A 23104-nucleotide genomic window follows, 5' to 3' on the forward strand; every position below is an offset into this window, starting at 1 on the left:
AATATAATATCAGCTCATCCTGCTCTCTCATGTTGCGGATTAAGTCTTTGTATTTCCAGCTTGGGCTTTTTCCTTCGTATGTTTTCTGCGTATCAATATTATCTTCCCTGTATGTATCCCCGCGTTAAACTTCGTAGTCCTTGTCACTGTAATAGCCAAAATACCCGAAGAAATCATATTTCATAAACATTCCCGCTATTAATCACATTGCGGTATTCCTCAACTGCCTGCAGTGCTTCTTCCAGCATTTAATCCCCCTTTAATCCCAAACCTTGTCCAGTTTATCAGAATAGAAGTTTATCGCTTTCTTATATTTCAATATATCAGCATCTGTGGTGGTCTCAGCCAGGCAGTTCAGCAGCAGCTCCATCGCCGTGCCGTGCTCTTCCAAATTATAAAGAGTCATTGAATAGAACACCTGGATTGCCCGGTTGTTTGGGTATTGTTCAATACCACTATGCAATACATTTTTTGATTTCTCATATTCTCCCAATGTTCGGTAGGTGCTCCCAAGACCGAGTATCGCTCCTTGCAAATCCTCGTCCGGCAAGCCAAGCTCAATTGCCTTTTTATAAAAACCGACTGCTTTCGACTCTTCACCGAGCACATCAAAACTCCAGGCACATTGATAATTGATGAATGGATCATCGTTGAACTCACTTGCCAATTTTACAAGTAACTCGTTGGATTCTTTATACTTTCCAATATTCCTCAGCACAATTGCTTTCTCTAATTCTCTTTTCATAATCCCCTCCACCATTCTCTTTCTTTTATTATATCTAAAAATTCTAAATAACGGACACTTCAGGCTTATATTTTCCTTTAATTGTAAGGTTAACCAACACTTCGATCAAACGAGTAAAAGGCTTGGGAAACTCCCAAAGCCCCTTAAATTTATATTTATGTCACTATACTGGCTCATTGCCCCATTGGTTATTTCCGAGATTATTAGCGATTAACATTTAGTTTTTCAATGGAAGGAATTTTATACTGTATCCAAAGGTTTCACGGAGCTTACAAGTTATTAAACAGATATAAAAAAGACCACTATTGAATAGCAGTCAAATCTAAAGCCTTTTGAAGTAAAAGGATATCCTGGGAGATGTCGATGCAGACTTGGGTATCGCTGCAGTTTTGAAGATCAATATGCAAGCGTCCAAGTTCTCTAAGAAAAAGTAAATACTCCGATTGACCTACCATCGTAGATACTCCCCTTTGCATAGAAAAAATAAACTATGCTCGTTAAGGCTATCATTCGTACCTGTTAATTACAATCATTTACCGGTTTGAATAAGAAAAGAATTGTTATTAGAAAAATACTCCATGCTCTATTAGCAAAAAGCAATACAGTCTTATTAAAGAGAATGTTTCAAAGAGGTTTTATACTTTGACTATGCTTCTACCTCCACCCCAACTATTTCATCAAACACGATTTTTTGTATGTAGCCATGGTCTGTTTCTAAGTAAATCTTTTTGCTAAACCCATCCAGCCTGTTCACCCTTCCCTTAAAGTCATGGAAAAAGCCTTCTCTCCATATCTTTACTTTTACGAAATAAGCAAACTCCATAGCATAGTGAATCCTGTTTTCGAGTTCCAGCATTTCATACTCATCGATAAGCGGCTTGTTTTGATAATTCTGTTCGATTTCCAGTTTTTTCAGCATAGCTCTTTGTTCCGGCATAAAGTGTGCAGGCAGCCATTTTAATAAACCTCTATCTTTATGTGGCATTGTAAATCCCTCCATACTTTATTATAGAACATTTGTTCGATTTTTAAACCATAAATAATAATTTTCACTTATTGTTTGAAAAAGTTTAACGAGAGGGTAAAAACACCTGAATGTGGTTAATTTGGATATTAAAACGGTGAGTGTTAATATATACTTTAACTCTCTAAATAGAAAAACTTTTGCAAAGATTGGTGACACAATGAAACATCTGCATATAAAACACCATTGGCTCGGGCGTTTACTGGCTTCCGACCCCGGACTTATCAGGTTTCAGAAAGCGGGACGGGCTACCCTCAGTTTAATGGCCTCTGTCTTTACGACTCTATTTATCATGAATGCAGCCGGTTTTGATGCACTTACTCCGGCAATTGTTTCCGGTATGGCCGGGATGATGGGCATCATGATTGTAATGGATGATACGAAAAGGGAAAAAATCCTTACTACTTTTCTGCTTGGTGTTTCAGCTATGGCCGGAATTACACTTGGCTCCTCTTTGGCACACAATGCCTATTACATTGATATAGCAATGATCGTCTTAATTTTTGGCAGCTTTTATTTAACACGTTTTGGAGTTCGCTATTTTTCTTTATGCATGATCGGTTTCATGACAATTTATTTTTCTTCTATTTTAAAACTGACGAGCAGCCAGCTTCCCTGGTTTTACATAGGCATTTGGATTGGGATCGCTTATGCCTTCTTGTTCAATTTCATCCTGTTCCAGGATACCGCTAAAAACCTGAAAAGAAGCATCCGTTCTTTTCATATCCAAAGTAATCTTACCTTCAATCTCTTAATACAGGGCATGCAGGATAAGGAATTGAGCCCGCAGCGAAAAAAAGAGCTGCAGAAGAATGTGCTCAAGCTAAGGGAATATGCCATCATTGCTTCTGACTATATAAATGAAGATGATGTACAGAAATTATGGCCAGGTTTAACACCCTCTCAGCTGAGGCTGTACGTTTTTGATACCGGAATGCTGATCGAAACACTAACTGACTCCATACGAAGCTTAAAGTATGCAGACGCCCTTGAAATTGATGAACTAAGAAGGCTGCTAATATGGGTAATTCAGACTCTCCGGGATGCTGAGGTCCTCGCCCAAAATTATGAAGAACAAAACCTGCAAGAAGCAGAACTGGCCGTGCAGGCATTGCGCCTGCTGATAATGGATTTATTTAATCGTGAAGATCAGCCTGAAGGATGGCTCTTTTTAATCCGGCGGATTGAGTCAATTGCGAACCATGTAATCGAAGGTGCCATAACCTTGCAGCAAGCTCTTTACAGTGAAAAGATAATGGTAAAGAATTCTGAAGAAGCGGATGAAGATTTGAGTGAGACCTCGAAAAAGGATTCAGGGGAAAAAGACTCGGAAGATGAAGAGAAGACTCTAAAGCCTTCCACTAAAAAAGCTTATCAGGCTTTGGTTGCCGCTGTTTTATCCATCATTGTCGGCCAAATCATCTCGCCTGCCCAGCCATACTGGGTACTCCTGACAGCGTTTATCGTCCTGCTTGGAACCGAATCCATAGGCCGTACTTACACAAAAGGGTTTCAGCGCTCAATCGGAACCATTATTGGAGCAGTGATTGGTTTTACGCTGGCAAGGCTGGTATCTGGCCATTCTGCTCTGGAAGTCACACTGATTTTTGTGGCAGTATTTTTCGCCTTCTATTTGCTTGAGGTGTCTTACACATTAATGAGCATGTTTATTACGATGCTGGTCGCTTTTATGTATGACCTTTTACTGGGCGGGATTTCTATTTCCCTCATCGGTGCACGTGTCCTTGATACGATTGCCGGTGCTGCCATTGCATTTGGGGTTTCCACGTTTGTTTTTCCAAAGAAAACCAAGGACAAAGTCGCTGATTCCTTTAATGAATTTTTAACGGAACTAAAGCCTTTTGTAATAGAGTATATACGAGGATTTAGAGAAGATGTAAATGTCAAGGAACTATCCGGGAGTGCGTTTGCCTTGGACCAAAAACTTCAGACGATCAAAACGGAAGCCCAATCGCTAACCCAAAAGCCTGGCTCACCCCGTCACTCGGATGTAAACAGATGGATTACGATATTTGCTGCCATCAATTACTATGCCAGACATTTAGTTGCCTCCTCCTATCGGAAGGGCTTTGATTACCCGGACGAATTGGTGGAGGTCTTCAAGAGGATCGAAGAAAAACTGGATCTGAATATCGAAACATTGATGGAAGTGATAAAAGGCAACGGGGACGGAGCGCTGGTCTACAGCCTTGAAAAGGAACGGGAACAAATTGAACGCCTTGCTCCAACCAGAAAACAATCCCAGCGTGACCTCATCCACCATCTTTACTATGTATGGCGGATCAATAAAACAATTCTCGAGTTAGCTGTCGAACTAGGTGCGGGGAAGGAGTAAACAGGCTCCTTCCTTTTTATTTTGGAAGTAGATGATATATAGGCGAAGTTCATGATATTTAGGAAAGTTGAGGATATATAAGCTAAATTCATGATATTTAGGAAAGTTGATGAAGTATAGGCCAAAATCATGATATTTAGGAAAGTTGATGAAGTATAGGCCGAGTTGACGATATATTTGAACAGTTGATGATAGAATGGACCTAGTGGCGATATCCCATGTACAGGATTTTTGCTCAGCGGTCTAATTGCTAATAAAATTAGAGAAGTTGCTAATAAAATGGACCTAGTTGCTAATAAAATGGACCTAGTTGCTAATAAAACAAAAAACTTGCAAATAAAATAGGCAAAGCTGCAAATAAAACCTGTAAACCTCTCATCGCAGCAGAAAGGTCCTCTAAATCGAGTGTTTTATTTCCTCAAAGTGTTAAATTTTATTGATTTTGCACTAAAAATAGCCCTTTTTGAACCTAAAACCACCCTTAAACAAAAAAAACACCTAATCTTTAGTACCATTCTAAATGAAAGATGAATCTATAATTGCCATTCCTGTTGCATTTGTAATTTGGCTGAACCCCCAAAAGTTTGCCTAGTTGGATCGTCAACGCAAATACTTGTAAGTTTAAAAATCTAGAATGGACACCCGTGGATTCTTAAGGTTTAGCTCTTTTCTCATAGATTGTTGTTTTTGCTTTAAATTCTGCCCGTTGATTTCAGCACGGGGCACTTGCTTTCCGCGGGGAGCGATGCGAGCCTCCTCGGCTTTGCCTGTGGGGTCTCACACTTCCCTCACTTCCCGCAGGACAATGAATAAGCCTCCTGAATAAACACCGCACGAAGGAAATGCGGGAGCATTTACGAGGAGTCAAGTGTCCTCCGCTACAATCAACTCAGTTAGATAAACTAAGTTTTCCGGTAAAAAGCAACAAACTTTACGAAAACAGCATAAGGTTTTTTCACTACTGTTTTTTCCAGACTTAAAAAGGAAAATGGTTTATCGCAGAGCTGCTCATTCACCCCTCCTAAATCTAACTCTACCATTCTGAAAGATTAGAAATAGATCTATAAGAACGTTCCCAGGACAAATTTATTTTAGTGAAAAAAGCTCCCCATTTAAGCCTTGCATACACGGCGCTTGTCCTAAAATAAGTACTTTTTCCATTGCTTCCCCTTTATACAATACAATCTCCCACTATTACTTTTGTAGGAATTTGTCAAATGATAGTAGGTAAATCTATTTATTTCTCTATGTTTAACAGAAATATCAAACTATTTAGACTACAATAAATATATCATTTTTCACTCAGCCATAAAAGGAGGAACACACATGTTTAAGAAATGGAAAAAAGCTTTGCTCGCCGGAGTTCTCAGTTTATCTCTGGTTGGCACCGGTTATGTCAGCCATGACCTGATTTCAACACAAAATGCATCTGCAGAATCCGCATCGAAAAATGCCCCAGGCCATCTGAAAAAAGCTGAAGCTTCCCAATTGGATGAAATTATCGAGAGAGGATACATACGAGTAGGTATGACCGGGGACTACAAGCCTTTTACATATTTGGATCCAGAGACAAATGAGTATGAAGGCTATGACGTGGATGCTGCCAAAGAACTCGCCAGGGATCTCGGCGTGGAGGTGCGTTTTGTCGGAACTACCTGGCCCAACATGATGAAAGACCTGCAGGCAGATAAATTTGATATTGCTGTCGGCGGCATAACCCGTAATACTGCCAGACAAAAAACAGCTTACGTATCGCAGGGCTACCTTTCATTTGGAAAAGTGCCTTTAATACGGGCTGAAGACAAGGATAAATACCTTTCAATCGAAGACATCAACAAGCCTTCCGTCCGCATTGGCGTAAATCCAGGCGGTACAAATGAAGCCTTTGTCCGCCAGTATTTGACTAACGCAAATGTAACGGTTGTAGAGAACAATCTTGTTATCCCTGGCCTGGTGGCAGATGGAACATATGATGTTATGATCACCGACACAGTGGAAGCAATACTTTATGCTAATGAGGATCAGCGATTATATGCAGCCCTGACCAACGACCCTTTCACCAACAATGAAAAAGGCTATATGATCCCACGTGGTGACTTCGTCTATGCCAGCTACCTCGAAATGTGGATGGATGAAATGAAGCTGCAGGGCAAATTTGACGCACTCTATAAAAAGTGGATGGAATAGAGTAAAGCTTCCCTCGTTTGCGGGAAGCTTTTTTTAACATATCTTACTTTTTCAAAACCGGTATCCAGATCTCACTTTTAAAAGTTGGCGAGGCAGTATCTTTATGTTCATTCCAAAGAATTTCCGGACCTTCCCTTTGTTCATAATTAGAGGATGGAAACCACTCGGAATAAATGCGTCCCCATACATTTTGAAGTGTTTCAGGAAAAGGTCCAACAGCTTGGAAAACCGCCCATGCAGATGCGGGCACTTCAAGCATGTCTAAGTTTTCGGGACACTCCTTTGTTGTTGCTGCACCAATATAATGATCCAGCTCCCCCTTTTCCTCCATTCTGCCTTCAGAAAAGTTCGTTGATGCACTGATTAGTCCTGTTGGCTCGATATTCGCTAGATTTTTGAGTTCATATATTCTCTTCTGATCTAAACATTGCCACATGGACTCAATCTCAGGATTTACTCCGCTGAATATAATTGGCACTCTTTTTTTAATCCCGACAATGCGAAACGCTTCTTTTTCTACAATTCGATAGTTCATTTCATTGCCTCCCTTAATCGATAATTGGAAGGTCACCTTTGGATAGGCTTTAAGTAAACGCCCATTATTTCTCACTTCTGTTGGTGTAATGCCATGCAGCTGCTGAAACGCCCTTGTAAAGGAGTCTGGCGAGCTATATCCATACTTTACGGCAATATCAATAACCTTCATGCTTGGATCCCTTAGATCGAAAGCTGCCAGCGTAAGTCTTCTGCGGCGAATATACTCAGAAAGTGAAATTCCTGCAAGAAAGGAAAACATTCTTTTAAAATGATATTCCGAGCAATAAGCTAGCCTTGCAGCTTCCTTAAAATCAATATGTCCCGTAAGATTAGCCTCAATAAACCCCATGGCATCATTCATGTGTTTGTGCGAATCCACTTCAATGACCTCCTTATATCCATACATTAGCAGGAGACGAAACTTCCCATCCGACTTTTCGTGCACAATTCTGCAGGGTCTTCTCAGTGAACTTATTTTAACAAATAAGACATAGGCGTAAACCGGATCCCATTCACCGTTTGCTCTTGATCAGTATCTTCAAACCCGAGACGATGATAAACTTCGACCCCATAAGGAGATGAATTAACAGTTATACATCCAATATGTTTATGCTTTCTGCAAATCTCTTTAACTAACTCAAATAAAGTCCTTGCTATACCCCGCCGTTGATATTCCTTTTTTACAAACAGCAAACATATGTGGTTAATGCTGCGTGTTGCAATTACCCCAACTAACTTATCATTAACTTTACATCCCCAAAAGTGTAATTCTCCTTCTCCTAACTTTGTAATGATGGAATCGTAGGATATAAACTTACTAAATTCTTCAATACCTTGTTCAGAGTAGTCAGGTGCTTCGAATTCCAGAAAAACCTTTCACACTATATCCAGAACATTTCTGATTTCCATTTTCTGCAGTTCAATTACTTCTAATCCCCTTTACCTGCCTCATAAAAGGCTAGTTAGTGATTGAGTAAACGAATACATCTTTTCCCCATTTATGAATGGTCTTCTCAATCTTCATCCCAATCCGCTCAGCAACCTTTGCAGATGGAATATTATGAACATCCGGTAATGAGATAATCTTCTTTAACTTGATTTGGTCAAAACCGTAATTCTTGCAAGCCATTGCCGCTTCTGTTGCATATCCCTTTCCCCATACACGTCTGGCAAACAAATATCCTATCTCCATTTCGGTCCCTCCATCAACTTCTTGCGGAACAATGCCGCACTGTCCAAGAAATTCTCCTGTTTCTTTATTCTCCACGATCCAAAGACCCACACCATATTTAGCATAATTGCCCAAAGTCCAGTCAATCCACTCCATCGTCTGCTTTTCATCCTTAGTTGATGGATAATACTTCATAGCCTCGGGATCTGAGAATATTTGCATTAAATGTTCCACATCATCTTTATTCATTTTTCTTAAAATTAATCGTTCTGTGCTAATGACAGGAGTACTCATTTTAATCCTCCTAATACATGTTTTGTAAAATAAATTCCATATAATGAGCCTGTTATCCTTTTCTAATAAAAATTCAGGATATACATGCATTCCCGCCTTGCCAAAATCAGCAGCTATATTAAAAGGAATACTTTTAAATTCAGCTAAAATGAAATAACAAAACCGGGGTATTGCCATACCCCGGTTTCTGCTTCTGGACAAGTTGTTTGCTCCCTATACAGCAGCGATCGCTTTGCCCCGTTTCACTCTGCCTTTTTTTAATTCCTTTTGAAGGAAACGCTTAATCCTCCTACGTTTGCGTACTGCTTTCGTAGTCATTCTTAACGCCTCCAATAAAAGTTGTTTATTTGGATCTCATTCATCATATCATGGGACAAGGTTGTCCGTTTCGCCCTACATTCCACCATGCTCAACCCCAACTATAATGGCTGGTCTCTCTCACTGCCAAGATGGCATCTCCAGTCCACAGCGGATACAAAAATATTTCATATGCATCCTCCTTCTAAACAGAAATGCATAGCTTTGACACTTTTAATATAAAAAAAGCACAGGACAATTTCAACATTCAAAAAAAGAAATAAAATCCTATATTTAATTATATTTCGTCATTTCGGCTTTAACTTTTATATTTTTCTGAACATTACTCGCTATTTCGGCTTTTTTTAGAAGGGCTAATATTTCTTAATTTTTTAATGCTGATAATCCTTTTTCAATTGGAAGCTGGACACTCTTAATCATGTTGTTGACAGCACTGAACAGAGCTTTTACAGAGGATGTCATAATATCTGCGTCAATTCCGCAGCCCCAATAAACTTCACCATCCTCATCGGTGAAACCTACATAAGATACAGCATTTGACCCAGAGCCTATTTCAAGGGCATGCTCCTTATAGACTAAATCTTTAAAATTGATGCCGAGTTTGGTTTGGAGAATATTGCTGATGGCATCAAGCCTTCCATTTCCCTCACCAATAAACTCATGGGCTTCATTCTCTATTCTGATTGATACAATTGTTTCGTAGTTTTCATTTTGAGTAAATCTATAATTAATAAACTCAACAGGGCTATTTTTATTCACATATTTATTTATAAAGATATCATAGATTTCATTTGGCAAAAGCTCCTTGTGTAAGCGGTCTGATTCATCTTTTACACTATATCCAAAGCTTTCACGCATTTCGGCAGGAAGGTCAAGCCCATAGTTTTGCTCAAGAACATAACCGATTCCCCCCTTGCCGGATTGGCTATTAATACGGATTATATCCCCTTCGTACTCTCTGCCGATATCCTTTGGATCAATTAATAGATAAGGCACTGTCCAATACTGGCGTTCTCTTTTCTCACGCCATTTCATCCCTTTAGCAATGGCATCCTGATGGGATCCTGAAAAGGCAGTAAAAACAAGTTCTCCTCCATAAGGATGTCTTTCATGAACCTTCATTCTTGTTAATTCTTCATAACTTGATATAATTTCACGGATATTTTCAAGATTAAGCTTTGGATTAACCCCATGTGAAAACATATTTAAAGCTAGTGTTACGATGTCAACGTTTCCTGTTCTTTCTCCATTTCCAAACAGTGTTCCTTCCACCCTTTGCGCTCCGGCAAGCATGCCCAGCTCTGCATCTGCAACACCAGTTCCTCTGTCATTATGCGGATGTAGTGAGAGAATCACATTGTCGCGATAGTGCAAATGGTCACTCATGAACTCGATTTGGCTTGCGTAAACATGAGGCATCGACATTGACACCGTAGCGGGAAGGTTGATAATCACCTTGTTTTCAGCTGATGGCTGCCATATATCCAGTACCCGGTTTGATATTTCAAGGGCAAATTCCATTTCCGTACCGGTGAAGCTTTCCGGTGAATATTGAAATTGAAAGTTTCCCTCGGTTTCAGCAGCATATTTCTTGAGCAGTTTTGCACCGGTTACAGCAATGTCTATAATTTCTTCTTCCGATTTCTTGAATACTTGCTCGCGCTGTGCCACTGAAGTTGAATTGTACAGATGGACCACTGCTTGATTAACACCTTGCAGCGATTCAAAGGTTTTTCGTATGATATGTTCTCTTGACTGTGTTAACACTTGAATCGTTACGTCTTCCGGAATTAAATCCTGTTCAATCAATGTCCGCAAAAAAGCATATTCTGTTTCAGAGGCAGCGGGGAAGCCAACTTCTATCTCCTTGAAACCCACTTTCAAAAGCAATTGAAAATATTCAAGCTTTTCCTCTAAGCTCATAGGGACTACCAAGGCCTGATTTCCATCTCTAAGATCGACACTGCACCAGGTTGGGGCTTCAGTAATATACTCCTTCTCAGACCATTTCAAGCTTTTCACCGGGGGCATAAAATAACCTCTTGAATACTTTTCATTATTTTTCACGTTGACAACCACCTTTTCACCATTAATTTGAGTTCGTTAAAAAATAAAAAGCCTGCCATCTCATAAGAGACGACAGGCTATGCCTACGTGGTACCACTCTTTTTGATTCGCTGAAAAACAAATCGAACCCGCTTAACGACTGGATTACGGGGTCAACCGTTAAGGCCTAAATATCAGCCTTACCACTCCAGGGCGAGTTGGGGAATTTACTGACTGCCTTTCACCGGCCGGCAGCTCTCTAAACAATAAATATTCCTTAATACTCCCTTTCATTGTGTTTCCTGTTCAATTTTTCTGATTTTTCTTATTTTATTTCAGATTTGAAAAATAATCAACCCTTCTTTTAAAATCTTTTTTACTATTTGCGCCGTTAATACAAAAAAGGGGTGCAGCAGCAGCCCCTTTTTAATTTTTACTCCTCTGCTCCACCATCATAGATAAATTCAAAATAGCGATTAACTGTGTTTCCTGATTCATTGGCAGCCGAAATCCGGTAAGCACTATAGTTTGGACTGGATTCATCAAAGTAAATGGTTTTTTCAAATGGACTTGTTAAGGGTTCCGTGACTTCTTCCTCTAAACCAAAGGTTCCAAAAGTGAGATTAAATGCGTCTGAACGGCCTCTAAACATTACAGTATGTTCTCCTTCAGGCAGCCACGTTACAAGCTCCTGAGGACTTTTGATGTTTAACTGGGGAAGAGTAGTATCGGGTGACTCCTTAAAAGAAAGCCCCTTAAGAATAAAATGATAAGAAAGAAGGGCTGGATCCTCTGGTGATTCTGCAGGATTCGACGTAATGACGAGCATATATTCACCAGCTGGCAATACATCCCCATTGAAATACATGGCTCCCCAATTTTTATCCGTGATCATATAATCAGAACCTAGTGTATCAGGCCCCCAGCTTATATCAATCTTTCCTTTCTTTGTGGTCGAAAAAACGTAATAATGAGTTTCTAAATCCCGATAAATCTTCCCTTTATACTCAATTGCTGTTTTTATTTTTGCTTTCTTGAGCTTCTCTAATTTTGGCTGGGCTGCGGAAGCGGTGCTGTGATCAATCGCTGGATTAACGTTTTCTGGCCCTTTAGAGAAAATTCTTGGAGCTAAAAAAAACAACAACACCAAAACTCCGATTAATACAACTCTGAACATATTGGATTTAAACACAACAATCACCCTCAATTAAAATAGTGGTGGCTGATCCGTTGCCTGATTTTATGCTGTGTCTCTTTTTACTATATAGATAGACGGTTTTGCAACAGAAACGGTTACACATGATTAACTTAAAAATCTTTTTTTTCGGAAATATTAGTTTTTTCCTGTTATCATACCTAAGCTAAAAACCTTCCAGATATAATCATGGAAGGTTAGTTAGCATGTAAACTTTTAATATACTTAAAACAAATAGGAATACTCAACCCGAGGTTAGTAAATAAGATAATGGTCAAGCCAGATAATTAATCACTTTTTTTAGTCATCAGCTATCATGAGACTGCAAAATATCTTCCTTAACCTTGGTTTTTTTCTGTGACCAGACAACAACCGGGATCAACACCAGTGCTAGGATGCCGCCTGCTATTGAGAGCCCTGCGTAACTCGAGTTAGCGACAACCATGCCTGACAGTACTCCACCCGTTGCCCCTGACAAAGCAACCATAACATCAATCGTCCCTTGCGTTTTGGCACGATTGGACAAATCTGTAGAATCCACGAGAATGGCCGTGCCGCAAATCAACCCAAAGTTCCAGCCAATACCTAATAAAATAAGCGCGATCGTAAGGACCAGCACGGAATCTCCAGGAGCCGCGGCGCCAATCAGGCCAGCAGCCAGCAGTGTAACTCCGGATGCAATAGCCATCGTACTCCGTCCAAGCTTATCCACAAGAATTCCGGTCAGCAGGGATGGCAGGTACATGGCACCAATATGGAACCCAATAATCATGCCAACTGCACTTAACCCATGGCCATGATGACCCATATGGACAGGCGTCATCGTCATAATGGCCACCATAACCAGATGAGTTAATACCATTAAGGCTCCTGCTGCAATGATTCCCTTTTTATTTTCCGGCGCTGTATGGGTATTTTCTATTTGAATGCTGCCGTTTTCTTGACTCTGCACCCCCGCCAGGGCCTTAGCCACCACGAGTGGATCTGGCCGCAGAAAAGTCAAAAGAACGAACCCGGCTAAAATATAAGCAGCTCCCGCTAAAATAAACGGTCCTGATAAAGCAGGAACACCAATGCCTGTCGCAAAACGGCCCATCACATCAACCAGGTTGGGACCCGCTACTGCACCAAATGTCGTGGATACCATGGCGATACTAACGGCTGTTGCCCGCTGCTGTGAAGTGGCCAAATCGGTCCCAGCGTATCTTGCCTGCAGGTTTGTTGCCGTTCCGGCACCGTAAATGACCAGAGACACGAATAGCAGTAAAATACTATTTGTAACGGCTGCAGCGACTACCCCGAGAGCCCCTGCCCCTCCAGCCAGGAACCCTGCTGCAAGCCCAAACCGTCGTCCGTATCGCTCTGACAGCCGCCCGACAATCAATGCGGCTCCGGCAGAACCAAGCGTAAACAACGCAATTGGCAGCCCCGCGTAACTGTCAGTCCCCAGCATCTCCTTGGCAAGAAGCGCTCCAACCGCAATGCCCGCTGCAAGCCCGGCACCCCCAAATATTTGCGAAAGCACGACAATAAATAGCGTCCGTTTATATAACTTTTGCTGCTTTTCCGGCGAGTCAATAAAACTCTGCAGCCATTCCGGCTCCTGCTCTATTTTTTGTGGCATCCCTGCTCACCCTTTCCAAAAAGCTCCCTCTTATATCCTATGTGAAGGCTTCCTTTACTTTTCCAAATTCCTTAACTGCCGACTTGATTATACCACATGGGGTATATGTTGAACACAGCTATGTTATAGAAAAAAGGGCGATGCCACCAGCAGCATCGCCCTAAATAATTACTCTTTTACTCTCAACAATCTCAAACTATTCAGTGTTACAAGCAATGTTGCTCCCATATCTGCAAAAATCGCAATCCATAATGTCAGCCAGCCGGGCACAACAAGCAATAATGCCAAGGCTTTTATCGCTAAGGAGAATGTAATATTTTGCTTAATGATCCCCAAAGCTTTGCGGCTTAACTTAATTGTATATGGCAATTTACTTAGATCATCCGACATTAAGGCAATATCAGCGGTCTCCAGCGCAGTATCCGTTCCGGCCCCCCCCATTGCGACGCCAACCGTAGAAGCTGCCAGTGCTGGTGCATCATTTACACCATCACCGACCATTGCAACACTATGGTGGCCAGCACGAAGCTCTTTAATATAAGTCAACTTGTCTTGCGGAAGCAACTCAGCTTTAATATCTGCAACGCCTACTTGTTTTCCGATTGCTGCAGCAGTTCGCTGATTATCTCCCGTCAGCATAACTGTTTCAATTCCCATACTGTTCAGATTACTGATAACCGCCCTAGAGCTTTCTCTCATTTCGTCCGCAACGGCAATCAATAAAAGAATCTCTCTTTCGGTGCCGAGCACCATAACCGTTTTTCCTTGCGTCTGCAGGTCCGAAATCTGCTGTTTTTTATCACGATCAATAGTTCCATGCAGCTCTTCAAACAGCTTCGGGCTTCCTACATAATAAAGCACTCCGTTAAAGACAGCTTTGACACCCTTACCTGTTATGGACTGGAAATCCTCAACAGCCACACTGCTAAAGTCAGATCCGTTTTGCTCAGCCTTTCTCATAATGGCTGAAGCTAGGGGATGCTGTGAACCTTTTTCAATGGCTGCTGTTATTTTCATTAGCTCTCTTTCATTGCCGTTATACGTAATGACATCTGTTACTGCAGGTACACCCTTAGTTAAGGTGCCTGTTTTATCAAAAGCGATCGCCTTAAGGGCACCCGCTTCTTCCAGGTGGATGCCGCCTTTAATTAGCACACCATTTCTGGCTGCATTGCCGATTGCTGTAACAACAGCAACTGGCGTCGAAACAACAAGTGCACACGGACAGCCCACTACCAGTGCTGCCAATCCCTGATAAATCCACTCGCTCCAATTTCCGCCGAATAATGGAGGAACCACGGCAATTAAAATCGCCAAAACAATAATGGCTGGCGTGTAATACTTAGCGAATTTATCGACAAATTGCTGAGAAGGCGCTTTTTCTGCCTGAGCTTCTTCCACCAAATGAATGATTTTCGCAATGGTTGTATCTTCAACCCGCTTTGTTACTTTTACCTCCAGCAAGCCTTCTTCGTTTAACGTTCCTGCAAAGACCTCATCATCAATTGTCTTTGTGGCCGGAACACTTTCTCCTGTAATCGCTGCCTGGTTCAAGGTTGAAGTGCCTTTCATTACGGTTCCATCCATCGCCAGTTTTTGTCCTGGTTTAACAATCATTACGTCTCCAATTTGAATATCGTCTACATGGATCATCATTTCTTCATTGCCCCTGCGAATTAACGCTTCTTTTGGGGCAATGTCCATCAGGGACTCAATTGATTGGCGGGCTTTATCCATCGAATAGCGCTCCAGGGCTTCACTAATGGCAAACAGAATGACCACCATTGCCCCTTCGCCCCATTCACCAATGATTGCAGCTCCTATAATGGCAATCGTCATAAGGGTGCTCATATCAAAATTCAATCTGGCAAGATTTTTTAACCCTTTTTGAAATAACGTATACCCGCCGATTAAAATGGCGGCTGCATATCCAGCGACTGCAATAATATGTTCTTCACCGTATTGCTCGCTTAAAATCCAGCTAATCACCAGCAAAACAGCTGATATATATACTTTGAAATTCTCTTTTTGTTTCCAGAACGGTTCCCGCTCCACTGCTTTTTCATTTTCAGCACGCAGTTTAAGGTTCTCGAAGGCTCCAGCCTTTTCAATGGCTTCCATGGCAGCCGTTCCTGTAACCGTTATTTTGGAAGCCCCAAAATTAACATTTGCATCTAAAACGCCATCCAGGCGTTTCACGTTCTCTTCGAACGTTTTGGCACAGCCTGCTCAGGAAAAGCCCTGAACGCGGTAGGTTTTCGTTTCTAGTTCCGCTAATTGTGCTTGTTCAGACATCGGCTTTCACCTCACTTTTATGAGCCAATGCAATCATCATCAACTGTCTAATATGGTCATCATCCAGGGAATAGAAAGCCAGTTTGCCTTCTTTCCGAAACTTCACAATCCCTTGCTTATGAAGGGTGCGTAAATGGTGGGAAGCAGTTGCAACAGTAGCCCCAATGATATTGGCAATGTCACAAACACATAGCTCATCATCCTGGCACAGTGCATAGGAAATCTTTGCCCTATTCTCATCTGCAAGTGCTTTAAACAATTGGGCAACACTAGACAGGTCTTCCTTCTGCAGCTCCCCTTGTATACGATTAACTTTTTCTTCGTCATAACAATAAATATCGCAAGTATCCTTTGAACCCAACATTATCCCCCTCTTTATTCAAACTTCCGCTTGAATATATTATAACTCTTTACGAAAGTTATTCAAATATTTATTTGAATATCGTATGTAAAAAGGATTTGGATTGATCCAATTCCTTTACTTTTTTTAAAGGCTCTGTTAAATTTGCCTGTTGATTTCAGCACGAGGCACGCAGCGAACCGCGGGCGGTCCGACGCTCCTCGTCGCTTTTTGCTCCTGCGGGATCTCCCTTTGATCCGCACTCCCGCTGGACGTTGAATAAGCATCCTCGAATAAACGCCGCACGAAGAAAATGCGAATGCATTTTCGAGGAGTTCGTACCTTCCGCTCCAATCAACAGGGTGCTAAAAAACAACAATAAGCTTTAACAGAGCCTTTTTAAAAATAAAAACGCTGAGATAATCAGCGTTTTTCTAATTTTTAGAGCAGCAAGAAGAATCCTTGATCTCTATCTTCACTGGCTCAGATGAACAGCATCCTGAGTCCGTTTCCATCGATTCCACGTCAGCCTTTATGTAGAAAAATTCCCATTCATTTCCCTCAGGGTCAGTTACCCAGAATTTATCCTGTGTTGCATAGCAGCCAGGTAACAACTATCTCGAAGTTTTTAATGGAAGATCCAGGCCTTAATTTCACGTTGAATTTCTTTTGTTGGCAAGTGAATGTGAATATTAAAAAAGTGCCTATCAAAGTTGGCACGGATAGACATAAGTCGATTATTTTTTACTTCTCAGCCCGCTCTTTAAGCTTCGCCAATAATTCACCAGAGTTCTCTGCAGCTATAAAATCCCCATCCATCACTGCATATGGCGAATGCTTGCATTCTTTGCATTTGCTTTGGCACTCATATTCTTTATAGTTAATATTCTCCAGATTTAAAAAGCGTTTATATTCTGAAAAATCCTCTTCCTTTAAAAACGCGTCGAGATTCCGCTGACAGAATTCAACCGTTACTTGCTTTTGTTTTGAAAATAGTTTATTAATCAGTTTCAACTTTAAAACATCCTTCTATTATTAATCGGTCAACACTAGTGATGATAAATATTGCTCTCCTGGATCCATTTGGTTGCGACCCCTTTTTAACCTGATTCAACTGGCACACTCCTGTGCACAGACAAGCGGTCCAGCCGGCCACATTCGCTGGATAATGAAAATAAATGGCTGTCCCTTTTTTAGGTACATCTCATGAACCTCATAATTATAGCGGATTTGATGCCCTTCTGTCGTCTTAATCGCTTCATTTCCAACAATTTTAAAAAAAGCGTCTCATATGCAAACCGGTTAATAAATCCCTTTTTAATTAGCGCATTCGCACTTGCAATCGGACTTACATCACTTTTTAACGTACATAACAACACAATCCTTCAGTTCGTCTGTTATCTGCATAATCTTTGTCATGTAATTTCCCCCTGGCGAGCTTTCTCTTACTATTGGATGAACTTTCGTCCTCTTAGAACCTTCATGACGACCATTTTCTCTTACTTCTATGGGATTTCGTCTTCATAGAGCCTTCATGACGACCATTCTCTCTCACTTGAAGGGAATTTCGTCTTCATAGAGCCCTCATGGCGACTTTTTCTCTTACTTGAAGATGAATTTCGTCTTCATAAAGCCTTCATGGCGACCTTTTTTATCCCGCCGAATGCAATTTCGTCTTTATAAGGTATTCATGACTGAAATAAAAAGCTGCCCTGATTTGGCAGCCGATCTACTGGTTAATATTCCAGGGGGTTTTCTCCGTATCTTTCCCACAACTTAGGAAATCTTTTTCTTAACCCTTCTTCATCATCTTCGTCCCAATCCAATTCAATGTCGGGTTCCACATATGAATCGCCAGATATCTTTTCGTATAAATGATAATACTGGTCTTCGTCAAATCCAGTTTTCTCTTCATAGGCCATACTTGCAATATAGAGCAAATCCTCAAACTGAGGCATATCCCCTTCTTCTTCAAGATCTCGAAGGCAAGGAATTATTATTTCAGGATTTATAATTATAGATTCATATGTTTCCTTACCTTGATAAAGCAGCCAAGCCCTGAAATAGTCGAAGCAATCATCTGAACAACCGCCCATAATAATATAAGCTGCAGCCCACAGGTTAGATGAATAGGATTTGTTATAATTCTGGTTAAACCAGTAATCAAACATGACAATATCTTTAATCGGTCTTCTGGTTAGATTGTTTATTAGCCACTCAAGCTGCTCCTCGGGGTCTTCCCCTTTTTTTCTGGCAGTCTCAAGCAGTTGCCAGAAAAGCGATTCTGTCATTGTGCTCTCTTTTATCACTTGTGCAGATAAAGCTGCCCCAACATAACCTTTTTTCAGTTTTGATTGTATAAGTTTATTGGCTTCTTTTTGACAAATTTTTTCTGACTCAAATTCTTTTGTTTTCACCGCCCCAATTGATCCAACTTTTCCATAGGTAACTGTAAAAACCTTTCCTGTAACGTTAATTTTCCAGAATTTATTGGATACATCGTCTTTGTATATAAGTAAAGTTTCCATGACAGGCACTCCTATTTTTTCGCTATATTCTCTAAGCTTTAATCTTCTCCCCCTACATATTTCCATTTTACTTTAAAAAGATAAAAAAAGTCTGTATATTTTTGCTTTTTAATTTGAATTATTTATAGAATTCAAGTGGCCGTACTTCCATGGCTATCAGTCTTCTTTATATAAAGAAAATTCGAAAACCGGAATTCAGGTTACAATGTTATTAATTGGATAGAATTTTTGTAATAAAACCATTGAAATTCAATTTTCTCTTGTTATAATGCACATAGATTCTACTAAAGGGAAATAGGGTGGTATCTATGAAGAATAATTGCAGATTCGTAGTCAATGCTATTGGCAAATGCGGAGAAACATATCATACCCAATGTAAAGATAAGAAAGAACTTCAGAAATGGCTATTGGAAAATCAAGATAAACTATCACAAAATGAGATAAAGGTTACGGATAAAAAGAAACACCCTCTACTAAAATTAATCAGCTTTAATAAATAGGGTGTGTTAAAGCTCAATGGTATTGATTGGAGCGGGAGGCGCGAGATCCTCGAAAATCCATTCACCTTTCCTTCGTGCGGTGTTAATTATAGGATGCTATTCCAATGTCCTGCGGGAGTGCGGATCAAAGGGAGAACCGGCAGGCGCAAGTGGCCGAGGAGCATCGGACCGCCCGCGGTTCGCTGAGCGCCTGGAGCAGAAATAAACAGTCAAGTTTACAGAGCCAACAGGATAGAGAGTCCTTCTCTATCCTGTTTCTTTAAAGTCTTCAATTGTAAGCTGGTTTAAAGATTCCTGAATCATCAGCCTTCCTTTTAAACCAATATTCTTGCCCAGCGTGATGGCAAGAAGTACGCCAAACGTCATAAAACCAAGCCCGCCAACCTGGATGAGAACCATTAGAACAATTTGGCCAAACATGGTAAACGTTGTTTCGGTATCAACTACAACTAACCCGGTTACACAGACGGCAGAGGTTGCTTCAAACAATGCATCAATAAAAGATAAATGATGCCCCTGTCTTTTGTCGCAAAAGGGAGCATTAGCAGCAGCGTTCCCACAGCAATCCGGATTAGAAATCCAACCGACAAAGCCTGGGCAGGATTCAATTTGATCCAAACAGCAGGCCGTTCCATTTTCCTTGGCCTTACAGACCTTTTAAACATAATCCAATTTCCCCTTTTACAGTAAATTCTTCTCCACCCTATACCCCATGCCTTTCAAACCTACCGATTCCTTTGTTTCATCCCATTACGATTAAGACGTCCCCTTAATAATGACCTCCTCAGCCGGGGGAGATACGATAATTTCTTTTCCCCGCTGAATCCCAACGATATTGCACCCATATTTAGCTCTTATGTTCAGATCTAATAAGGACTTATTGTGGATTTTATCTGATGCAACGATTTCAACCATACTGTAATCCTCTGAGAGCTCAATATAATCAATCATTTTTTCCGAAACGATATGGTGTGCAATCCGTTTGGCCATATCTCTTTCAGGATGGATTACACGATCTACACCAATTTTATTGAGCACTTTGGCATGATAGTCATTATGTGCCTTTGCCCAAACTCGCGGAATTCCCATCTCTTTTAATAACAATGATGTTAAGATGCTTGACTCAATATTTTCACCAAAAGAAACAAAAGCGTGATCGATATTCTTTATTCCCGCTTGTTTAATTGCTGCTTCGTCAATTCCATTAATTTGTACTGCATATGTAACAAACTGTGCGTATTAATCCACTTTTTCCTGGTCAACATCGATCGCTAAAACTTCGACTCCAAGCTCATAAAACTCTTTTACCAGACTTCCGCCAAAACGGCCTAATCCAAACACAGCATATTGTTTTTTCATTGAAGAAATTCCCTTCTTATTAAAAATAAACAGAAAAAGACCAATCTTAATAAAGAATGGTCAATGCTCGCATTAACCCTTCTCTCGTTACGGCTTACGGAGTTAGCTGTCGGATTAGGGATTGAGAGTATCCCTTCTTAGCTCAATATGCTAAGATTCACCCCAAGATAAACCAGGTTTATCAAAAATGGTTCCCCCGCTCAATAATGATTCAGCAAAAAGGTTTGTTTATTAAATTAATAAATATAAATTACTCCCGTACTAAACCGTTGTCAATCTTTTTCTGCATTAAAAAAGGAGGCGGCTCAATATCCGCCTCCCTTAATGAACGACTTTACCTCGCTCAAAATGGTTCATATCCGTTAATTCAATTATGTAATCATAGTTCTCAATGAACTTTTGAATATTCTCTTTTTCATCCTCTAATAAGTGCGTATCCTGCATTCTATTCATTAACTCCAATTTTGAAGCCTCTAATCTTTCTTTTACTTCTAAGTAGTCCATATCCAACACCCCTAAATTTTTTTTAAAAGGAAGAATGAAACCGCATTCCTTTCATCTTTATTATAAACCAACAACCCAAGGGGGTATCAAGTGATATATTGAGATTTTGTGAACCCTTTATATTTACAGACATTAAGAAATCTTGCTTTAAAAAAAGAGGATTTTCAATGTTAAATCCCCGAAAAAACACGATTCGTTTCTTGTTATGTATAGTGGCATACAATTATTTCATCATTTCAAAATAAATAAATAGGTTCGTAAGTCAGGGATCAGCAAGCCTAAAGCAAGGCAACCCCGCTTCAGTAACTAATTTTGTCCAATCAAAAAGCCACAAGTAAAGAATTAATTAATCCGCCAATTAATTAAAGGTGATTCGTTATTTTCAACTATAAATCTCACACTTCCATGTTAACATATTTAACTAATTACTTTAGACCTTTCTAAAATAAAAACCCTCCAAGAAGGATCGTGCAAGTTTCATTAGATTAGTAAATTATGATTAACTACCATTCTCTTCTTACTTGATGACTTTCGTCGGTGGTCATGACAAGTTAAAAAAAAAACCGCCCTAAAATGGTGGTTTTCCTGTTTTACATTTGTAAAGAAACATATGAGATAAAGCATCAAAATATAATCGTTATACCCATTAATGATTCGGATATATTTTGGTTTTTATGTATTCATTCCAAAAAAGAGAGCATTGTTAAAAGAACAATTCAATACAGCTATTCAAGTCTTTTTCTTAAGTTCGTAGTTTGTCCAGCAATCGCAGCTTTATCTTCTGCCTCACGAGTAGCTGCATGGGCAGCGAACGATGCTTTTCGCGCTTCACTCACCCCTAGTTCTCCCTGCACCTATTCGTGCGGCTTCGATTGCTTTCCTTGGCCGGTCATCTTCTTGATGCCTTCTTTCAAATCTGTTCAATTGTTTCCTTAAGGTTAGAATCGATAAATTTTAGCTTTGCCAAACTATACTATTATTAAAAAGAAGCGTTCTTCTATTAAAAGTAACGCCCCTTTAATCGGTCTATATGTGATTTTCAAATGTTTCCATTATAGCAGATGGGCCATATGATTTATTTGAGGGAATCACCAGCGTTAATCCACTAGCCGGATAATATGCCGAATGAAAACTTACCCCTGGATCATAACCCATAACATGATACTTAAATATTGAATCATTTCTCTTACTAATCCATATCCCGTATCCGTAAAATTTGACATCTTTAACCATAACGTGTGGTGTCAAAAGTTTTTCTGTATACTCTTTGCTTAATAACTTATAGGTCCGCAAACCATTCCATAAAAAGGTCATATCTTGGGCAGTCACGTACGCTCCACCGTCCGAGCCGCCTCTAATGGGTAATGAATAAATATTGGTTCTCCATGTCCCGTCTTCCTCATTATCAATATAGCCAATTGCTGTATTTTTAGGAAGATTGTCAAAACGAAAGTAACCTGAATCCTTCATCCCGCAAGGTTCAAATATATTCAATTGGACATAATCCTGAAAATTCAGACCCGTCCTTTTCTCAATAATTAAGCCTAACAATATAAATCCTGCATTATTGTAATGAAACCTTTCACCCGGTTTAAACATCATTTTGTTATTTTGGAACATAGGAAGAAAATCTCTTAAATAATTTAGAAGATACATTGGCCTCTCTTTCCAAAGCTCCTCAAAATCATCCATAATTTTCTCATCAAAATAGTCAGGCATTCCAGAAGTATGGGTTAACAGGTGGTGAACGGTAATATCTTCATCAAAGTGCGGAAAAATATCACCCAATATGTCTTTAACTCTGGTATCAAATGTAAGTATCCCTTCCTCAACCAATTGACATATGCCAATTGCCGTAAATAACTTGCATCCAGATGCAATGCCAAACCTAGTGTTTAGATTATTTAATAATTCATCAGCTCTATTTGAATGTCCACGAGCAGATTGGAAGGCTATTTCCTTCTCCGTTTTAGCGAGAACGACACCAGAAAAGTTAACATCTTCAATAACATCGCTTAGTAATTTATTAGTACTTTTATTTTTCAGCATGAACAGAACTCCCTTTAAGCTATTTTTCCAAG

18 protein-coding genes, 3 pseudogenes, 1 riboswitch and 1 other annotated feature are annotated in these 23104 nt (G+C 40.1%); of the genes and pseudogenes, 2 read left to right on the forward strand and 19 right to left on the reverse strand.

The features are described 5' to 3' along the window. Nucleotides 1–259 precede the first annotated feature (259 nt). The 3 genes from IQ19_RS03070 to IQ19_RS03075 form a co-directional block, all read right to left on the reverse strand. A complete protein-coding gene (locus IQ19_RS03070) occupies nucleotides 260–745 on the reverse strand; it encodes a tetratricopeptide repeat protein (protein WP_144539707.1) in 486 nt (161 codons plus the stop codon). A gap of 302 nt (nucleotides 746–1047) precedes the next feature. After that, nucleotides 1048–1200: a hypothetical protein gene (locus IQ19_RS28000; protein ID WP_199749361.1), complete on the reverse strand. Its 153-nt coding sequence runs from the start codon at nucleotides 1198–1200 to the stop codon at nucleotides 1048–1050. Nucleotides 1201–1391: 191 nt separating this feature from the next. Beyond that, nucleotides 1392–1730 (reverse strand): YolD-like family protein, encoded by a 339-nt coding sequence (locus IQ19_RS03075; protein ID WP_144539709.1) that lies wholly within the window; start codon nucleotides 1728–1730, stop codon nucleotides 1392–1394. A gap of 199 nt (nucleotides 1731–1929) precedes the next feature. Between IQ19_RS03075 and IQ19_RS03080 the strand changes: the two genes are divergently transcribed. Continuing rightward, nucleotides 1930–4125, forward strand: a complete 2196-nt coding sequence (locus IQ19_RS03080) for an FUSC family protein (protein WP_144539711.1) — start codon at nucleotides 1930–1932, stop codon at nucleotides 4123–4125. Nucleotides 4126–5451: 1326 nt separating this feature from the next. Beyond that, nucleotides 5452–6312: a transporter substrate-binding domain-containing protein gene (locus tag IQ19_RS03085; RefSeq protein ID WP_144539713.1), complete on the forward strand. Its 861-nt coding sequence runs from the start codon at nucleotides 5452–5454 to the stop codon at nucleotides 6310–6312. 43 nt (nucleotides 6313–6355) lie between these two features. Here IQ19_RS03085 and IQ19_RS03090 read toward each other — a convergent pair whose 3' ends face one another. From IQ19_RS03090 to IQ19_RS03170, 16 genes and pseudogenes are all read right to left on the reverse strand, one after another. After that, nucleotides 6356–7228: an AraC family transcriptional regulator gene (locus IQ19_RS03090; protein ID WP_144539715.1), complete on the reverse strand. Its 873-nt coding sequence runs from the start codon at nucleotides 7226–7228 to the stop codon at nucleotides 6356–6358. 92 nt (nucleotides 7229–7320) lie between these two features. Beyond that, nucleotides 7321–7716, reverse strand: coding sequence for a GNAT family N-acetyltransferase (locus IQ19_RS29240; RefSeq protein WP_415803141.1), 396 nt, complete (start codon nucleotides 7714–7716; stop codon nucleotides 7321–7323). A 91-nt stretch (nucleotides 7717–7807) separates the two neighbouring features. Then, nucleotides 7808–8314 carry a GNAT family N-acetyltransferase gene (locus IQ19_RS03100; protein WP_144539717.1) on the reverse strand — a complete coding sequence of 169 codons (507 nt, stop codon included), beginning with the start codon at nucleotides 8312–8314 and terminating at the stop codon, nucleotides 7808–7810. A gap of 681 nt (nucleotides 8315–8995) precedes the next feature. Continuing rightward, the gene (locus IQ19_RS03105; protein WP_144539719.1) at nucleotides 8996–10699 is read right to left on the reverse strand and encodes a 2-isopropylmalate synthase; all 1704 of its coding nucleotides are present in this window, start codon (nucleotides 10697–10699) and stop codon (nucleotides 8996–8998) included. A 62-nt stretch (nucleotides 10700–10761) separates the two neighbouring features. Then, nucleotides 10762–10981 (reverse strand) — a binding site (T-box leader). A 130-nt stretch (nucleotides 10982–11111) separates the two neighbouring features. Next, nucleotides 11112–11822, reverse strand: coding sequence for a hypothetical protein (locus IQ19_RS03110; RefSeq protein ID WP_144539721.1), 711 nt, complete (start codon nucleotides 11820–11822; stop codon nucleotides 11112–11114). A gap of 358 nt (nucleotides 11823–12180) precedes the next feature. Beyond that, entirely contained in the window at nucleotides 12181–13497 is a 1317-nt protein-coding gene (locus tag IQ19_RS03115) for an MFS transporter (RefSeq protein WP_144539723.1), read from the reverse strand. Between the two features lie 168 nt (nucleotides 13498–13665). Next, nucleotides 13666–15792, reverse strand: coding sequence for a heavy metal translocating P-type ATPase (locus IQ19_RS03120; protein ID WP_144539725.1), 2127 nt, complete (start codon nucleotides 15790–15792; stop codon nucleotides 13666–13668). Further along, nucleotides 15785–16153 (reverse strand): ArsR/SmtB family transcription factor, encoded by a 369-nt coding sequence (locus IQ19_RS03125; RefSeq protein ID WP_144540085.1) that lies wholly within the window; start codon nucleotides 16151–16153, stop codon nucleotides 15785–15787. The genes IQ19_RS03120 and IQ19_RS03125 overlap by 8 nt, the downstream gene beginning before the upstream one ends. Nucleotides 16154–16566: 413 nt before the next feature. Next, nucleotides 16567–16734 (reverse strand): annotated as a pseudogene (locus IQ19_RS03130) (ArsI/CadI family heavy metal resistance metalloenzyme); the annotation flags it as partial. A 142-nt stretch (nucleotides 16735–16876) separates the two neighbouring features. Then, nucleotides 16877–17146, reverse strand: a complete 270-nt coding sequence (locus tag IQ19_RS03135; RefSeq protein ID WP_144539727.1) for a DUF1450 domain-containing protein — start codon at nucleotides 17144–17146, stop codon at nucleotides 16877–16879. Nucleotides 17147–17868: 722 nt separating this feature from the next. Then, nucleotides 17869–18660: a DUF4240 domain-containing protein gene (locus IQ19_RS03145; RefSeq protein WP_144539729.1), complete on the reverse strand. Its 792-nt coding sequence runs from the start codon at nucleotides 18658–18660 to the stop codon at nucleotides 17869–17871. A 767-nt stretch (nucleotides 18661–19427) separates the two neighbouring features. Beyond that, nucleotides 19428–19795 (reverse strand): annotated as a pseudogene (locus tag IQ19_RS03155) (potassium transporter TrkG); the annotation flags it as partial. Between the two features lie 107 nt (nucleotides 19796–19902). After that, nucleotides 19903–20519: pseudogene (locus IQ19_RS03160) on the reverse strand (potassium channel family protein). Nucleotides 20520–20595: 76 nt separating this feature from the next. Beyond that, nucleotides 20596–20746, reverse strand: a riboswitch (cyclic di-AMP (ydaO/yuaA leader). A 94-nt stretch (nucleotides 20747–20840) separates the two neighbouring features. Then, on the reverse strand, nucleotides 20841–21023 hold the full coding sequence (locus IQ19_RS03165; RefSeq protein ID WP_144539733.1) for a DUF3896 family protein: 183 nt from the start codon (nucleotides 21021–21023) through the stop codon (nucleotides 20841–20843). A 725-nt stretch (nucleotides 21024–21748) separates the two neighbouring features. Next, nucleotides 21749–21877, reverse strand: a complete 129-nt coding sequence (locus IQ19_RS29420) for a putative immunity protein (RefSeq protein ID WP_338422621.1) — start codon at nucleotides 21875–21877, stop codon at nucleotides 21749–21751. A 172-nt stretch (nucleotides 21878–22049) separates the two neighbouring features. Then, nucleotides 22050–23072 carry a serine hydrolase domain-containing protein gene (locus IQ19_RS03170; protein WP_144539735.1) on the reverse strand — a complete coding sequence of 341 codons (1023 nt, stop codon included), beginning with the start codon at nucleotides 23070–23072 and terminating at the stop codon, nucleotides 22050–22052. Nucleotides 23073–23104 lie beyond the last annotated feature (32 nt).

It is taken from the genome of Cytobacillus oceanisediminis, assembly GCF_007830235.1.
GTDB classification, from domain to species: Bacteria; Bacillota; Bacilli; order Bacillales; family Cytobacillaceae; genus Cytobacillus; species Cytobacillus oceanisediminis.

Excerpts from the sequence above, each read along its gene's own strand:
- IQ19_RS03070 (WP_144539707.1), bottom strand. The coding sequence starts at position 745 with ATGAAAAGAGAATTAGAGAAAGCAATTGTGCTGAGGAATATTGGAAAG.
- IQ19_RS28000 (WP_199749361.1), bottom strand. The coding sequence starts at position 1,200 with ATGGTAGGTCAATCGGAGTATTTACTTTTTCTTAGAGAACTTGGACGC.
- IQ19_RS03075 (WP_144539709.1), bottom strand. The coding sequence starts at position 1,730 with ATGCCACATAAAGATAGAGGTTTATTAAAATGGCTGCCTGCACACTTT.
- IQ19_RS03080 (WP_144539711.1), top strand. The coding sequence starts at position 1,930 with ATGAAACATCTGCATATAAAACACCATTGGCTCGGGCGTTTACTGGCT.
- IQ19_RS03085 (WP_144539713.1), top strand. The coding sequence starts at position 5,452 with ATGTTTAAGAAATGGAAAAAAGCTTTGCTCGCCGGAGTTCTCAGTTTA.
- IQ19_RS03100 (WP_144539717.1), bottom strand. The coding sequence starts at position 8,314 with ATGAGTACTCCTGTCATTAGCACAGAACGATTAATTTTAAGAAAAATG.
- IQ19_RS03115 (WP_144539723.1), bottom strand. The coding sequence starts at position 13,497 with ATGCCACAAAAAATAGAGCAGGAGCCGGAATGGCTGCAGAGTTTTATT.
- IQ19_RS03145 (WP_144539729.1), bottom strand. The coding sequence starts at position 18,660 with ATGGAAACTTTACTTATATACAAAGACGATGTATCCAATAAATTCTGG.
- IQ19_RS03165 (WP_144539733.1), bottom strand. The coding sequence starts at position 21,023 with ATGGACTACTTAGAAGTAAAAGAAAGATTAGAGGCTTCAAAATTGGAG.
- IQ19_RS03170 (WP_144539735.1), bottom strand. The coding sequence starts at position 23,072 with ATGCTGAAAAATAAAAGTACTAATAAATTACTAAGCGATGTTATTGAA.